The 12,807-nt window shown below is 66.6% G+C and carries 10 protein-coding genes and 1 pseudogene; 6 read left to right on the forward strand and 5 right to left on the reverse strand.

Features of this window, described 5'->3' with window-relative positions:
- Window positions 1–71: 71 nt before the first annotated feature.
- A complete protein-coding gene (locus HMPREF3088_RS02490) occupies window positions 72–1,325 on the reverse strand; it encodes an ABC transporter substrate-binding protein (protein ID WP_070758255.1) in 1,254 nt (417 codons plus the stop codon).
- 187 nt (window positions 1,326–1,512) lie between these two features.
- Window positions 1,513–2,589 carry an ABC transporter ATP-binding protein gene (locus HMPREF3088_RS02495; protein WP_070758257.1) on the reverse strand — a complete coding sequence of 359 codons (1,077 nt, stop codon included), beginning with the start codon at window positions 2,587–2,589 and terminating at the stop codon, window positions 1,513–1,515.
- Window positions 2,590–2,650: 61 nt separating this feature from the next.
- Here HMPREF3088_RS02495 and HMPREF3088_RS02500 point away from each other — a divergent pair, with 61 nt between their 5' ends.
- From HMPREF3088_RS02500 to HMPREF3088_RS02515, 4 genes are all read left to right on the forward strand, one after another.
- Window positions 2,651–3,904, forward strand: coding sequence for a sensor histidine kinase (locus tag HMPREF3088_RS02500; protein WP_070758259.1), 1,254 nt, complete (start codon window positions 2,651–2,653; stop codon window positions 3,902–3,904).
- Between the two features lie 96 nt (window positions 3,905–4,000).
- Window positions 4,001–4,795: a response regulator gene (locus HMPREF3088_RS02505; RefSeq protein ID WP_070758261.1), complete on the forward strand. Its 795-nt coding sequence runs from the start codon at window positions 4,001–4,003 to the stop codon at window positions 4,793–4,795.
- Window positions 4,796–4,969: 174 nt separating this feature from the next.
- A complete protein-coding gene (locus HMPREF3088_RS02510; RefSeq protein WP_070758263.1) occupies window positions 4,970–5,941 on the forward strand; it encodes an ABC transporter ATP-binding protein in 972 nt (323 codons plus the stop codon).
- 65 nt (window positions 5,942–6,006) lie between these two features.
- A complete protein-coding gene (locus HMPREF3088_RS02515) occupies window positions 6,007–6,765 on the forward strand; it encodes an ABC transporter permease (protein ID WP_070758265.1) in 759 nt (252 codons plus the stop codon).
- Between the two features lie 111 nt (window positions 6,766–6,876).
- Here HMPREF3088_RS02515 and HMPREF3088_RS10340 read toward each other — a convergent pair.
- The 3 genes and pseudogenes from HMPREF3088_RS10340 to HMPREF3088_RS02530 all read right to left on the reverse strand — a co-directional run bounded on the left by HMPREF3088_RS10340 (window position 6,877) and on the right by HMPREF3088_RS02530 (window position 10,448).
- Window positions 6,877–7,786, reverse strand: a pseudogene (locus HMPREF3088_RS10340) (IS5 family transposase).
- A gap of 45 nt (window positions 7,787–7,831) precedes the next feature.
- Window positions 7,832–8,626, reverse strand: a complete 795-nt coding sequence (locus tag HMPREF3088_RS02525) for a TIGR03089 family protein (RefSeq protein ID WP_070758267.1) — start codon at window positions 8,624–8,626, stop codon at window positions 7,832–7,834.
- A 37-nt stretch (window positions 8,627–8,663) separates the two neighbouring features.
- Window positions 8,664–10,448 carry an LCP family protein gene (locus HMPREF3088_RS02530; protein WP_070758269.1) on the reverse strand — a complete coding sequence of 595 codons (1,785 nt, stop codon included), beginning with the start codon at window positions 10,446–10,448 and terminating at the stop codon, window positions 8,664–8,666.
- A gap of 203 nt (window positions 10,449–10,651) precedes the next feature.
- On the opposite strand from HMPREF3088_RS02530, the gene HMPREF3088_RS02535 reads away from it, so the two are divergent.
- Together HMPREF3088_RS02535 and HMPREF3088_RS02540 are read left to right on the forward strand one after the other, a co-directional pair.
- Window positions 10,652–11,716 (forward strand): SDR family oxidoreductase, encoded by a 1,065-nt coding sequence (locus HMPREF3088_RS02535; RefSeq protein ID WP_246818009.1) that lies wholly within the window; start codon window positions 10,652–10,654, stop codon window positions 11,714–11,716.
- Window positions 11,717–11,726: 10 nt separating this feature from the next.
- A complete protein-coding gene (locus tag HMPREF3088_RS02540) occupies window positions 11,727–12,683 on the forward strand; it encodes a glycosyltransferase family 2 protein (protein ID WP_070758271.1) in 957 nt (318 codons plus the stop codon).
- Window positions 12,684–12,807 lie beyond the last annotated feature (124 nt).

Consider the following 12,807-nt stretch of genomic DNA (forward strand, 5'->3'; position numbering starts at 1 on the left):
GGCCGCCACATCATGGTGATGTGGCGGCCGCCTGTGTGTCGCACGTAGCGACGAGAGGGGTGAAGAGGCGCTTAGCCCTGAGCGGACTCGATAGCCTTCTTCATGTCCTCGGTGGCCTTGTCGATTTCGCGCTTCTGGGTCAGCGCTGCGTAGGAGTTATCCTGCACCGCCTTGGACAGAGCGTCGTAGGTCGGGGATGCCGGACGCGGCTTCGCGTTCTCCAGGGAGACCTTCAGAGCCTCCATGTACGGGAACTCCTCCTGGATGTCCTCCTCGTCGTAGATGCTTGCCAGCACCGGCGGGAAGGATGCCTTGGCGAAGGAGCGCTGGTTCTCTTCAGTGATGATGAACTCGATGAACTCCTTGGCCGTGGCCTTGTGCTTGGAGTTGATGTTGATGCCGTTGTTGTAGCCACCCAGGGTGGACACGCCGACGCCGTCCTTACCGACCAGCGGGGAGACCTCGGTCTTGCCCTTCACCGCGGAGCCCTCCTCCTCGGCGTTGGTGTACATGTACGGCCAGTTGATGGCCATCGCGGTCTGGCCCTGCGTGAAGGCGAGGTTGACCTCTTCCTCGGTGGCGCCGGTGGAGCCGGAGGAGATGGTCTTGTCCTGGTAGGCGTCCACCAGAGCCTGCAGGCCTTCCTGGGACTTCTCATCGGTGACGGTGACGTTGCCGTCCTCGTCCATGATGGCCCCGCCCCAGCCGCGCATGAAGCTATCGGTCATGACGGTCAGGCCCTCGTACTGCTTCAGGGTTGCGGTCAGGCAGTCCTGGTCCTTGACTTCCTTGCACTGCTCGACGAGCGCGTCCCAGTTCTCCGGGACGTCCTTGACGATGTCGGTGTTGCGGTACAGCAGCTGTGCGTTGGTGTTCTGCGGCAGCGCGTAGAGCTTGTCGTTGTAGGTCGCGGACTCCACGGTCGGCTTCAGCAGCTTGCTGGTGTCGACCTCGAGGTCGCCCTCCAGCGGTGCGAGCCAGCCGTTGGCTGCGAACTGGGCGGTCCAGACGACGTCCAGTGCCATGACGTCGATGTCGTCCTGACCTGCCTGCAGGGACTGCACCAGGGTGTCGCGCTGGGCATCGGCCTCACCGGCGAGCTCCTGGAGCTTCACCTGCTCGTCCGGGTGCTCTTCGTTCCACGCGTCGATGATCGGGCGGAGCTTATCGGTGTCGTTCTTGCCCATCGCGAAGGTGATGGGGCCACGGGCGTCGGCGCCCTCCTGGCCCTTGGCGGAGTCGTCGGAGCCGCCGTCGGAGCAGGCTGCCAGAGCCATGCCGGATGCTGCGAGGATGGCCAGCATCTTCTTGTACTGGTTTGCCATAGTGGAGCCTTTCTAGAAGGTATTCCCGGCTGACCTTCCCGGCGAAAGATGCAGGGAAGCCACCCACCGCCGCGCCGCTGGGGCGCGCTGGTGAGTGGCAGTCAGCGGGAAAGCTGAAAAGTCTGCACCCCAAGTTTAGGTAATCGGGGGGTAGATCCCACGATGAATATCTTTCTAGTGGTTAATTCTAGCCCCGGCCGTTACCCCCGACCCGCTCCTGGGTCTGGGCGTCGAAGAAGTGGATCCGGGCGCCTGCCGCCGGTGTGAGCACCACGGTCTGCCCGATGGCGGGCTGCCCGCCCGCCCCACCCCGGGCCACGAGGGTGCCGTAGTCCGTCTCCGCATAGATATAGGAGTCCGCGCCGAGCTCCTCGACGAGGCTGACCTCGCCGCGGACGCCGTTGGCCGAGCCCTCGGTATCCACGGTGAGGTGCTCCGGGCGCACGCCCACGATCAGCTCCTTGGCTCCACCATTGCCCGCGTAGCCGGCCGGCAGGGTCTCATCGAAGCCCGGCAGCGGCTCGGTGGTGCTCAGCAGGTTCATCGCAGGCGAGCCGATGAAGCCCGCCACGAAGGCGTTATCCGGGTTCTCGTAGAGCTCCTTCGGGCTGTCCACCTGCTGCAGCACGCCGTCCTTGAGGACGGCCACGCGGTCACCCATCGTCATCGCCTCCACCTGGTCGTGGGTGACGTAGACGGTGGTCACCCCCAGGTTTTTCTGCAGCTTCACGATCTGGGCGCGGGTCTGGACGCGCAGCTTGGCGTCCAGGTTGGACAGCGGCTCATCCATGAGGAAGACCTGCGGCTCGCGGACGATCGCCCGGCCCATGGCCACGCGCTGCCGCTGGCCACCGGAAAGGTCCTTCGGCTTGCGGTCCAGGAACTCCTGCAGGCCCAGGATCTCCGCCGCGCGATCCACCCGCTCGGCGATCTCGGACTTCGAGCGCTTGGCGACCTTGAGCGCAAAGCCCATGTTCTCCCGCACCGTCATGTGTGGGTAGAGGGCGTAGTCCTGGAAGACCATCGCGATGTCGCGAGCTGCCGGCTCGGTGCCAGTGACGTCCTTGCCGCCGATGGCGATGTGCCCGCCGCTCGTCGCCTCCAGGCCGGCGAGCGCGCGCAGCGTGGTGGACTTTCCACAGCCGGACGGGCCCACGAGCACCAGGAACTCGCCGTCGGCGATGTGCAGGTCGAGGTCCCGCACGCTGGGTCGCTCCGCGCCGGGGTACTGGATCGTTACGTCATCGAATTTCACGTCGGCCATGGGGAAGATGATACTTCAGGACGACGAGCCCCCGACCCAGCCGACCCTAGAATGTCGAACTATGCCCGAAAACAATGTACCCGGCGCGCTCGGCCACAACCCGCTGAGCACCGGCCCCCTCGGCTCCAACCCGACGTGGTGGCGCGACCCGGCTCGGCGCCTGCAGTTCCTCGTCATCTCGCTGCTTTTCCTCCTGCTTTCCTTTCCGGAGATTGGCTTCGCCTCCGGCCAGTCTGGGGGTTGGCAGGCGCCGATACTCCTCGCTGGTCTCGCCATCTCCTACGCGGGCTTGGTTGTGCAGCAATGGCGCGTGGAGCTGGGGGTGGCGATGATCGCGGTCGGCCTGGCCCTCTCCGCCCTGTCCGGGGGGTTAGCTGTGTTACTCGGGTATCCGCTGGTGTGCTGGCAGGTGTACGTCATTCGGGCGCACCTGCCGCGGCGACGGAGGATGTGGCTGGCTATTGCAGTGGTCGGCAGCCTCGCGGCGATTACCTGGCAGTTCATCGCGGACCGGTTGTATAACCCGATCTTTTCTGAGCAAATCACCCTAAAGGAGGTGCTGGCCGACCCGGAGATTTGGATGACCATCGGCATGGCCAGCCTGCTGGCCCTGGTGTCCATCGCCCTGTGCTGGCAATTCGGCAAGCAAGCCCACCGGCGCCAGGAGGAGGTCGCCAACCTGGCTGCCCGCGCGGAACTGGCCACGGTCTCCGAGCGCAACCGCATCGCCCGCGAGATGCACGATATCGTCGCGCACTCCCTGACTGTCGTGATCGCGCAGGCTGATGGTGGCCGATACGCCGGGCGCAAGGACCCGGAGAAGGCCATCGAGGCGCTCGAGACGATCTCCGCCCGCGGCCGCGAGGCGCTGACGCAGATGCGCAGCCTGCTCTCCGTCCTCCACACGGAGGAGGGTCGGGACGTCGCGGCGACCCCGGGGATCTCCGGCATCCAGGACCTCATCAGCGACGCTAACCGCTCCGGCGCCCACGCCACCCTCGCCGTCGAGGGTGAGGAGGTTCCGCTCGACGAGGCGAAGGGGCTGACCGTCTACCGTGTGGTGCAGGAGTCCCTTACGAACGTCATTAAGCACGCGGGCCCCGTCGAGGTGCGCGTCCGCCTGCTGTGGGAGGACGCGCGCCTGACCGTCATGGTGGATAACGCCCCGGGCGAGGAGCAGCTGACGGGTAGCGGCCGGGGACTGACGGGTATTAAGGAGCGCGTGCGGATCCACGGTGGGAAGGCCAGCTGGGGGTCGAGCGCGCTCTTCCCCGGCGGCTGGAATGTCACGGCCACCATTCCACTCGGCGCGTAGGGGCTGCGTGTCTGACCGCAGTGCTACCGTGACGGCAGCAGTACAAAAGACAGAACTAGTTAACAAGGAACCGGACGAGACGAGGGGCGCACAAGCATGATCACCGTGGGATTGGCTGATGACCAGCAGCTCGTGCGCGCCGGCTTCGCGATGGTGCTGGACAGCCAGGATGACATCGCCGTGGCCTGGGAGGCAGCCGACGGGGCCGAGGCCTGCGAGCTGGCCGTAGCCCAGCCCGTGGACATGATCCTGATGGATGTGCAGATGCCCACCATGGACGGCATCGCGGCGACCCGCCGAATCCTCAACGAGCTCGCCCCCACGGGACCTGCGGGGGAACCGACCCGGGTGGTCGTCCTCACCACCTTCGATAGTGATAACTACGTCCTCGGCGCGGTCACCGCCGGGGCCAGCGGCTTCCTACTCAAGGACGCCGACCCGGAGGAACTCATCAACGCGGTTCGCACCGTCGGGGAATCCACGGCCGTGATCAGCCCGGCGGCAACCGCGAAGCTCATCCAGCGCCTGCGGGCGGACGGTGCCGCAGGCAGTGCCGCGTGGCAAGCGGGCTCGCCCTCGCCGGGTGTGCAAGCGGAGGACCCCGGCGCCACGGAACCGGCGGCGACGCGGCAGGGCAAGCCGGATGCCGAGGATGACCTCGGGCTGGTGGACCCGCTCACCCCGCGCGAACGGGAGATCCTCTGCCTCATCGCGATGGGGGAGAGCAACCAGGAGATCGCGGAGAAACTCTTCATCTCCCTACCCACGGTGAAAACCCACGTCGGGCGGGTTCTGATGAAGACCGGCTCGCGGGACCGGGTGCACGCCGTGCTCTTCGCCCTCAAACACCACCTCGTGGATCCGGAAGAGCTGCTGACCGCCGAAGGTTAAGCGTCAACCGGGTCAGGCACGCCAGCCCGGTGGAGGAACACAGCGGAACCACGGTGAGCCCTGGGGATGACCGGAAGGGCCGGACGTCATACCCCGGTATGAAAGAACAACAACGGCGATAATCATCCGACGGACCGATGTTCCAGGGTGGGGCTAGGCACGAAACTGTGAAGCATGATCACAGTTGAACAGCTCAGCAAGAGTTACGGAAAGAACAACGTCCTGAAGGACATCAGCTTCCACGTCCCGGACGGGCAGGTCACCGGCTTCCTCGGGCCGAACGGTGCGGGCAAGTCCACCACCATGCGCTGCATGCTCGGCCTGGACCGGCCAACCGCCGGGCACGTCACGTTCAGTGGCGAGTACCGCGACGGGCAGTCCTACGACGGGGCGTTTGCCGCGCTAAAGAACAAGTCGCAGGTCGTCGGCGCAGTGCTGGACGCTTCCTGGTTCACCCCGGCACGCACCGGCCGCAACCACCTGCGCGTGCTCGCGCACGGCGCGGGTATCAGCGACAAGCGCGTGGATGAGTGCCTCGAGATCGTGGGCCTGACCAGTGCAGGCAAGAAGAAGGCTGGCGGCTACTCCCTGGGGATGAAGCAGCGCCTCGGACTGGCGGCAGCACTGCTCGGCGACCCGCAGCACCTCATCATGGACGAGCCGGTTAACGGCCTGGACCCCGAGGGTGTGACCTGGATGCGCAACACCATCCGGGCGCTCGCGGCGGAGGGGCGCAGCGTGCTCGTCAGCTCCCACCTGCTCAGCGAAATGCAGCTCACGGCGGACCGCTTGGTGGTGATCGGCAAGGGACAGCTGATCGGGGAGTACTCGATGGACGAGTTCCTTGCCGGCGGAACCGCGGTGTCCGTGGAGTGTCGGGAGGCGGTGCTGCTCAGCGAGAAGCTGCAGCACAAGGGCCTGAAAGTGGAGCTGCAGCGGCCCCGCAGCCTGCGCATCGCCCTGCCGGAGGAGCTCAGCGAAGCAGAGCTGCGCGAGCTGGTGGCGCAGACCGCGCTGGAGGAGAACTTCCTCATCACGAAGCTGGCCGCGGAGACGGCGAACCTGGAGCAGCGTTTCTTGGCGGCGACGTCCGAAGCTCAGGAATACCGGACGGGCGCGGTGGCCGGCGCTGGTGTGCAGCGCTAGACGACCACAACAGCTGAATTTCAAGAAGAAACCACCAGCGCAAAACAAAGAAAGAAGGCGCACCCATGAGCAGCTTCCTCAGCTCAGTGAAATCCGAAACAACCAAACTCCTCACCCTGCGCAGCACGCTGATCTACTTCATCCTGCTGGGCGGTTCCCTCGGCGGCCCGGTATTTTTGTACCTCCTCCTGTCGGAGACACCCCTCAAGGTGGACTTCTCGGACGTCGGCATCGGCGGCATGATCGCCCTGATGATCTGCATCGTTTTTGGCGCCTCCACCACCGCCGGCGAGATCAGCACGAAGATGCACGCTCAAGCCTTCCTGACTCAGCAGTCTCGGTGGAACTGGCTGGCTGCCCGTGGCCTCGTCGCTAGCGTTTTCGTGGTGTTCACGCTTGCGCTGGCGATGGCGCTGACGGTGCTGATGATCGTGATCTGGCCAGGCGCGACCTTCGTGGGCGAGCAGAACAACACCGTGTGGTCGCTGCTGATCGGTGGCCCGGCATTCACCCTGCTGGCGCTCGGGACGGCCGCATTGCTGCGCTCCCGCGTCGCGGGTATCGGTGTGCCGCTGGTATGGATGCTGGTCGTGGAGCCACTGATTTCCCTCGGCGGCGAGAAGTTCGACATCCTTAAGAAGCTTTCCGACGTCATGCCCGCGAATACCATCAACGAGATCCAGCGGTATTACACCCTGGAGGGCTACGGCGCCCTGATGGAGGATGCGCACACCCCGGCGTTCTACCTGACTGTGCTGGCGGTGTGGGTCGTGGCCCTGCTGGCCCTGGGGTTCTTCCGCAACTGGCGCGCGGACGTGCGCTAGGCGAGCGCAACCAGGGGGTTGGCAATACTGGCGCGTGGCTTCGGCCGCGCGCTTTTCGTATTTCGGCGCTTGTCAGCGGGCTGGGTACCCGCCGTTATTAGGGCGTGTCTCTTATATGCGTAACCAGACCAGAATCGCCGCAAGCACCACTCCCGCGCGATACGTGACCGCGAGCTTGTCATAACGCGTCGCAAGCCCGCGCCACTGCTTCATCAACCCAAAGGCCCGCTCGACCACGTTGCGGTCTTTGTACAGCTCCGCATCAAACCCGGGCGGTCGCCCGCCAGCACGACCCTTACGCTTCCTGGCAGCGATCTCATTAGACTTCTCCGGAATCACCGCGGCGATGCCGCGCTCACGCAGATACGCGCGGTTCACCCGTGACGTGTACCCGCGATCAGCAAGCAACGCATCAGGGCGCGTCCGCGCCTGCCCGCACCCAATTCTCGGGACCCGAATATCGCCGAGGACTTCCTGCAACATCGCGCCATCATGGCGTTGCCCGCCCGTCACCACAATCGACAGCGGCCGGCCATGCCCCTCGACAGCAAAATGTACCTTCGTGCTCAACCCTCCGCGTGATCTCCCGATCCCGTGACCTGCCGGTTCAATCTCGCATAACGGCAGATTCTTGTAATTCGATAGAGCCCCCTGTGTCCTGATCAGGGCGCGGCAGGTTCGTACCGTGCTGATGAGCACGGTTGATCGTCGCGTCGATTGACACGTTCCAGTCAATGTCGCCCACTGCATCGGCCTCGGCGAGGATGTGCGCGAATACGCGGTCCCAGGTGCCGTCGGTTGCGTAGCGGCGATGCCGCTTCCACACCGTCTGCCAGGGACCATACCGGTCGGGGAGATCTCGCCACGGGATTCCGGTGCGGTACCGGTAGATGATGCCCTCTACAACGCGGCGGCTATCACCAAACGGGCGGCCTTTACGGCCCTCATTCGTTGGCAGAAGTGGTTCAACTCGCTCCCACTGTGCATTCGTGAACTGCGTAAATCTAGACCGTTGTGACACACCTCAATCATGCTCGAGCACAGGCCCACAATTAGGAGACACGCCCTAGTTAACGAGGCGGGCGTTTTCCGAGGCTGCGAGTTCCGCGAGCCGCTCTGGGGTGGCATCCGTGCTCATGACGACGGCCCCGCCCGCTGCCCAAGGCCGCACGGTCTCCGCCAGCTGGACCGCGTTGTTCCAGGGGCCGAAGATCATGCGCTCGCCGTCCGCGGCGACGTCGTCGTTCTTAGTGGTGGCCAGCCACTGGCCCTCGCTGAGCTGCTCGCCACCGCTGGCCGCCAGCACCCGACCCTCATCGACCGGGGCGGACGAGCCCAGGAATGCATCGGGCTGAACCCGCAACTCGGGGGAGAAGTCATTCAGACCGAAGGGCAGCTCGCCGCCCGATTCCGTGACGCCACGGCCGAAGGGGTCGGTGGAGAGGACGAAGACCTCCTCGATCGGCTCGCCCAGCTCGCCGATGTCACCCAGGCCGCCCACTGTATCCAGTCCGCCCAGCCCTTCGTCGGCCAGCTGCTCGGCCAGCTCGACAGAGTCCGTGAACGCAGCAACCGGCGGGCCGGCGGCGTCGGAAAGGGAGTCGGGGAGGGGGCCGCGGGCGTCCACGACGGTCGCGCCTATCAGCCACGCGCCCACCGCGATCGTCACCGGCTGCCAGCCGGGCTCGGCGTCGCAGACGATCACCGAACCGGGCCCGGCGTCCAGGCCGAGCAGGAGGTTAGCCACCTTGGACTGCCAGTTCTGCAGCGTCTGGCCGGATAGCTCCATGCGGCCGGCCTCGGTGTAGGTGGTCAGCCGCGGGGCGGCGGGATCGTTCAGAAGGGCAGAGAGTGCATCCATGCGCCCCATCCTAGAGACCCCCACGCGCGGGCTGCGCTTAGTTCACGCACATCGGACCGTCGCCGCCCGCGTCGATCTCCTTGACCGGCGGCTTGGCCTTCGGGTCCTCGGTGTTCTCCACCGGGTTTCCGTCGCCACCGATGCTGCCCGTCTGGCCGACGGTGTTGCCCTCCTCGCCGGATTCGGTGCCCTCGTCCGGGATTCCGTCGCCGTCCAGGTCACGCATGCCCTCGGTCAGCGTGCCTGCGTTCGGGTCATTCGGCTCGACCAGTGGTGCCGTGCCAGGGACGGAGCCCGGGCCGGTGTAGGTGCCCGCCAGGGTGACGGAGAGTTCCTTGTCATCCAGGGAAGGATCCTCGACGATTTCCAGGCCGCCGAGCTGCTTGGCTAGCCCGCGGGCAGCCGGGTCGTTCTTATCCTTCGCGTTGACCTGGGACTCCGAGACGCCGGTCTCCTCGGAGTTTCCGACCTCTCCCTCCTTGTAGCCGTAGTTTCGGGTCAGCTCGGAGACGTTCGCGGCTACCCCTGGGATGTTGGAGGCATTGAAGACGTTCACGCGGTAGTCCTCCGCGTCGTAGTCCTCGATTGGACCGTCCTTGTCCTTATCCTTGGTGGCCTTCTCGCCGCCGTCCTCCGGGGCGTCCTCGCCGAGCAGTTCGTTGAAGAACTCGTGGACCTGGTCGACGTCGACGGTGACGATGGATTCGCCCATGTCGCCGACCCCGTCGATGGAGGTCACGGGGATGGTCTGGAACTTGACGTTGCCGCCGGCCAGATCCTGCATCTGGGTGGCCAGGGACATGACGTCCCAGCCCTGGTCCAGGACCACGGAGCGCTCCACGGCGTCGTTGATGCGGTTCAGCGCGGAGGGGTCGGTCAGGGTCTTGGAGGAGAGCACCTTGTTGACCAGGGAGGCCATGTAGGCCTGCTGGCGGGTGATGCGGTCCAGGTCGCCTCGGGGCAGACCGTGGCGCTGGCGGACGAAGCTCAGCGCCTGCGAACCCTTGAGCGTGGAGCGCCCCTTCGGGAAGTCCGCGCCGGACAGCGGCTCCTTGACCTTCTCCTTCAGGCAGACGTCCACGCCGCCGACCGCGTCGGTGAGCAGGACGAAGCCGAGCAGTCCGATCTCGGCGTAGTGGTCGACGGTGATGCCCGTCAGGTCGGCGACGGAGTGGATCAGCGCCTGGCGGCCGGCCTGCTTGGAGGCTTCCTCGTCGCTCTTCTCCTGCTCAGCATCCGCCGGCTCGGTGCGGCGCTCGGCGATCTTCTGTTCTTCCTCGAACTTCGCGGTGCCGTAGACGCCGTTGAGCTTCATGTTGCCGTTCGGGGTGGCGACGTACGTGTCGCGCGGCAGGGAGACGGCAGTTGCCCCGGAACCGTCGTTGGGCACGCGGATGAGGATGATCGTGTCCGTGTTGGTGACCTCCTCCTCGCCCGCGTTGAGCATGTCGATCTCCTTTTGGCTCAGGGGGTTGCCCTGGGCATCCGTGCGGGAGTCGATGCCGACCAGGAGGATGTCGGTTGCGCCGTCCTGGTTATCGCCGAGGGCGAGCTCGCCGGTCTGGGCGAGCCGCCCGTCGAGCTGGCCGATCGCCTTATACCCAACCGCGCCGAGCACCAGCACCAACGCTGAGACCGCGGCGAGAACCATGCGCACCGGCTTTGAGCCGATCTGGCGGGTGGCAGTATCCCCGGGGGCGGGCATGATTTGGCGGGAGGAGCGCCGCGGCGTGGCAGGCTCCGAATCCACCCTGCCTGCGCGATCAGTCCGCGAGCGGTAGGCGCGGGGCTGCTGGTCGCCAGCGTTGGGGGGCATAGTCATAGGGTTTTCTTCTCATTCCCGGTTGGCAGATCCGCTGGGGCGCGGGCGGCCTCGTGGCACACAAAACTCCGATAATTATAGGCCTTTTCCCCTGCCAAGCCCACCACCTCCAGGGTGGGCGCAGCGGCCGCCTGGGCGGTTGCTGTTTCCCCGACTGGCTGTGGGGCCTTAGTTGGCTGTGGGGCCTGAGTAATCTGGACGCCATGCCACAGTCACAGGATTCCCCGACCAACCCCGAGCGCCCGTTGGGCGCTCACGGCGACGCTGCCCGCAGCACCGGCGCCGGCCGTGAGGCTGACCGGATGTACGAGAGCCTCGCTGCGGGAACGGGAACAACCGGTGGCGTGGTGCCCGGCATCGTCGTGCTGGGTGCCGGGGGCCAGCTGGGCACAGCGCTTGTGGCCGGGCTGGCAGACCACGCCGCCCCGGTGGTGGCGCTCGGCCGCGCCGAGCTGGACCTGACCGCCAGCGATGAGGAGTGCGCCACCGCGCTGCGGGCAGCCATCGAGCAGGCGGGTGGCCGCGACGTTGTGGTCATCAACGCCGCTGCCTGGACGGCGGTGGATGCTGCGGAGGACCCTGCCAACACCGCCGCCGTGGAACGGGTGAACGGGACCGCGCCGGGCGTGCTCGTGCAGGTGGCAGCCGCGCAGAACGCGGGTTTCGTCCACATCTCCACCGACTACGTCTTCAGCGGGGAGGCGGGCAGACCGCGGGCGGTGACCCCGGAGGATCCCCCAGCGCCGGTGAATGAGTACGGCCGCACGAAACTGGTGGGGGAGCGCGCGGTGCTGGACGCCGGCGGCACCGTGGTGCGCACCGCCTGGGTATTCAGCGGCCCCACCGGGCCCGGCCGGGACTTCCTGGACACGATGGCGGGGCTGGCTGACCGCGGTGTGGACCCGAAGGTGGTGGACGATCAGTGGGGCAGGCCGACCTTTACCGGCCACCTCGCCGCGGGGCTCGTCGAGCTGGCAATCACGCTGTGGCGCCAGCGCCCGGTGGATGCGGAGGCGCGCACGCCGGAGCTGCCGCGACTACTGCACGCCACCGGTAGCGGGGAGGCTACGACCTGGGCGGGGTTCGCCGCCGCAATCTTCGACGCCACCGGCCACGACCCGGCCCGCGTGAGCCGAATCCCGACCGCGGAGTACCCCACCCCGGCGCGCCGCCCGGTCGGGGTGTACCTGGACACGAGCTGCTGGGAGGCGGCCGGGCTTTCCCCGCTGCCAGCGTGGCAGGACGGACTGCGGGCGGCTCTGGGGTAACGTTCCCCCCGTGGCACCCATAGCGATTATCACGGTGACGTACTCGCCTGGCGAGTACCTCACAAAGTTCCTGGACTCCATCCCCGCTGCTGCCGAGCAGGGGGCGCACGTCGTCATGGTCGATAATGGTTCGACGGACGGCGCGCCGGAGGCTGCCGTCGCCGACCGTGGCGGACGTATCAGCGGGCCCGGGGCTGAGTCTCAGGACGCCGCCCCGGATGTGGCTGGTAATGCGAAGGAACTGGGCCTGGAGCTGCGCTATTCGGGCGGCAATATCGGCTACGGCTCCGCGATGAACCTCGGCGCCCGCAACCTCCGCGACCTGCGTGACGCGGGTGAGATCGACGATGAGTTCCTCATCATCTCCAACCCGGATGTCGTCTTTACCCCGGGGTCTATCGACGCGATGCTTGAGTGCGCCCGCCGCCACCCGCGCGCAGGGGCCATCGGCCCACTGATCCGCGAGGCAGACGGTTCTGCCTACCCGAGCGCGCGCAGCGTCCCTCGCCTGGGGGCTGGCATCGGGCACGCCCTGCTGGGTGGGGTGTGGCCGTCCAACCCGTGGACGAAGCAGTACCGTCACGACGATGACCTGGACCGTGAGCGCGAGGCCGGCTGGCTGTCCGGCTCCTGCCTGCTGCTGCGGTGGAAGGCCTTCGAGTCTGTCGGTGGCTTCGACGAGCGCTACTTCATGTACATGGAGGACGTGGACCTGGGCGATCGCCTGGGCCGGGCGGGCTGGCAGAACATCTTCACGCCCACCGCGGAGATCAGCCACGCCAAGGGGCACGCCGCGGGTGAGCACCCGGAGAAGATGCTGCCCGCCCACCACGAGTCCGCGTACCGCTTCCAGGCCGACCGCCTGCCCGGGGCGAAGAATGCGCCGATCCGCCTGCTACTCAAGGTGGGGCTCTCGGTGCGCGCCAAGGTTTCGGTGTGGCTCGCCGCGCGGAAACGCAGGGGCTAGCACCGAAAGCGGCGGCCTCGAAGCGCGCACGCCGAGATGCGCCGTGTTGCGGGGCTGCGCATTTTTTCGCAGAGCCTTCCGCCTGGTCGTGGCGCGCTGACAGGAAAATTTTCCCCAGTGTCTC

It is taken from the genome of Corynebacterium sp. HMSC22B11 (genome assembly GCF_001815965.1).
Classification (GTDB): domain Bacteria; phylum Actinomycetota; class Actinomycetes; order Mycobacteriales; family Mycobacteriaceae; genus Corynebacterium.

Bases quoted from the DNA above. Each gene is read 5' to 3' on its own strand.
- HMPREF3088_RS02515 (WP_070758265.1), top strand. From the start codon at position 6,007: ATGAGCAGCTTCCTCAGCTCAGTGAAATCCGAAACAACCAAACTCCTC.
- HMPREF3088_RS02530 (WP_070758269.1), bottom strand. From the start codon at position 10,448: ATGACTATGCCCCCCAACGCTGGCGACCAGCAGCCCCGCGCCTACCGC.
- HMPREF3088_RS02490 (WP_070758255.1), bottom strand. From the start codon at position 1,325: ATGGCAAACCAGTACAAGAAGATGCTGGCCATCCTCGCAGCATCCGGC.
- HMPREF3088_RS02505 (WP_070758261.1), top strand. From the start codon at position 4,001: ATGATCACCGTGGGATTGGCTGATGACCAGCAGCTCGTGCGCGCCGGC.
- HMPREF3088_RS02495 (WP_070758257.1), bottom strand. From the start codon at position 2,589: ATGGCCGACGTGAAATTCGATGACGTAACGATCCAGTACCCCGGCGCG.
- HMPREF3088_RS02535 (WP_246818009.1), top strand. From the start codon at position 10,652: ATGCCACAGTCACAGGATTCCCCGACCAACCCCGAGCGCCCGTTGGGC.
- HMPREF3088_RS02510 (WP_070758263.1), top strand. From the start codon at position 4,970: ATGATCACAGTTGAACAGCTCAGCAAGAGTTACGGAAAGAACAACGTC.
- HMPREF3088_RS02525 (WP_070758267.1), bottom strand. From the start codon at position 8,626: ATGGATGCACTCTCTGCCCTTCTGAACGATCCCGCCGCCCCGCGGCTG.
- HMPREF3088_RS02500 (WP_070758259.1), top strand. From the start codon at position 2,651: ATGCCCGAAAACAATGTACCCGGCGCGCTCGGCCACAACCCGCTGAGC.